At 47.6% G+C, this 1,630-nt stretch carries 3 protein-coding genes; all 3 read right to left on the bottom strand.

Features of this window, described 5'->3' with window-relative positions:
• Positions 1–14: 14 nt before the first annotated feature.
• Entirely contained in the window at positions 15–800 is a 786-nt protein-coding gene (gene traF, locus ACED60_RS25605) for a type-F conjugative transfer system pilin assembly protein TraF (RefSeq protein ID WP_371728728.1), read from the bottom strand.
• 153 nt (positions 801–953) lie between these two features.
• Positions 954–1,136: a hypothetical protein gene (locus tag ACED60_RS25600; RefSeq protein ID WP_017096425.1), complete on the bottom strand. Its 183-nt coding sequence runs from the start codon at positions 1,134–1,136 to the stop codon at positions 954–956.
• 65 nt (positions 1,137–1,201) lie between these two features.
• On the bottom strand, positions 1,202–1,630 hold a 429-nt coding region (traN, locus tag ACED60_RS25595), incomplete at its 5' end, for a conjugal transfer protein TraN (RefSeq protein WP_371693304.1).

The following is a 1,630-nucleotide window of genomic DNA, read 5'->3' as shown; positions in this document are numbered from 1 at the left end:
TGGGTTGAGTGGCTTTAAAAATTCGATTGCTCAAAGTCGGTGGCGACGTTGTAAAAGCGCCCAATTAAATCATTTTGGCTTATCCAGCCGTACGCCAGTGGCTTCATCTCTCCAGTGCTTGGATGCACCAAAATCAAGGCGGGCGTAAAAGGCACCGTGACTTTTCCTTGGTTGTGGCGGTTTTCTTTGAGGTGAGTGATGAAGGTTTCATCATTACTGATCCCAAGGAGCTCAAAATGGTATTGGTCAGCAAACGCTTGAATGGACGGGGCGAGTTGCTGGCTGAGCGCATCTTTTCCTTCATAAACAAAGAAAAAGCCCCATCCGTCTTGTTTCATCTTTTCAACCGCGTCGGTTTTCTTCTTATCCTCCAGTGCTAAATACACTTGTCTTGCCGCTTGCTCTGTCGGATGGTCTTTGGTGTAAGAGAACTCAGGTCTTTCGAGCAGCAGCGCTTTAAAGGTCATGCCTAATTGGTCGGTTTGGTCCGTGATAAAATGATTCAACGCTAAAAATCTCGCTAACTTGTCTTTATCTTTAGGGTGAAGGACGGCATCGTTTTGCGCTTCGATATGCACCGAGTGAAACCAGGCCATTTGTTCGGTCGCCGATAACGTTTTAGGGCTTGAGACAGTCGTTTGAGTGTTATTTGGCAGTGGCTTTGGTTTGGGTTTGTCGGGCCTTGCTTTTGGTTCGTTGTACCATCGCCACCCTGGAGGAGGTTCCTGAGCAAGAGCGGGATGGAGGTGAGCAAGCAGCGTTAGGGTAATGACGTAAAGCCATGTTTTTTTCATCATCATAGGCCTTGGTTAAGTGCGGCAAAGCGATTAAGAGGTTACACACTTGGGTCTTTCGCGTAAGTGGCGCATCTGCTGTGGTGATGGATTGCGCAGCGTGAGTAAGTACTGAAGGTATTTATCGTGCAGCAAAGCGTGGTGTTTCGACCACATACCTTACTCACTACTAAAGTAGTGAGTCTGTTTCTCAATGTTTTCTATCAGCTCTCGATATTCATCCAGCCTTTTCGTGATGTCGGGATAGTGGTCTAGCTGTTTGATGTGTATCACATCACTTGGAATGAGGCGTAAAAGCGTCAAGGTGTTGAGTAAAAAATTTTGAAGGGGTTTGATAAGCATAACGATGTCCTTCTTGAGCATTGAGGTGTGTATGTCATGGTGTGCCGTTGGTATAGAGCCGCCTGTTATCCGCCCGTGGCACTTTGAAGTCGTTGCTTGATTTCATCAAAGTTGGGGAGCTTGGTGTTGGCACGCATTTCCGGGTAGAACTCTTTAAAATCAATGTGTTCAAAATTGATTTGACCCAGTTCTTCGGGCGTAATGGCGGCGCAGGTGGGATTTTTAGCACTGCCTAACCGTTTACCCAGTTGCTGAAGAGACCCTTGCTCTTGGATGATTTTGGCCAGCTTGTTGTCGTAAACGCAGTAACTGCGCTTTTTACGGGTGCAGACACCCAGCACTTTCTTGGCGCAGTATTGCCCCACGTACAGGGTTAAGCCTTTCTCTTTGGCTTCCCCCAGCGCTTCTTCCGCTTCGCTGCATTTCGCTCCCAATCCTTGCCCCCATCCTGAGTCTTTACAACAATCGTTGAAGCCCGCGAGTTTCTTACTGCA

The organism is Vibrio sp. 1F279, assembly GCF_041439815.1.
Lineage (GTDB): Bacteria > Pseudomonadota > Gammaproteobacteria > Enterobacterales > Vibrionaceae > Vibrio > Vibrio tasmaniensis_A.
This window is presented reverse-complemented; position numbering and strand designations above follow the sequence as displayed.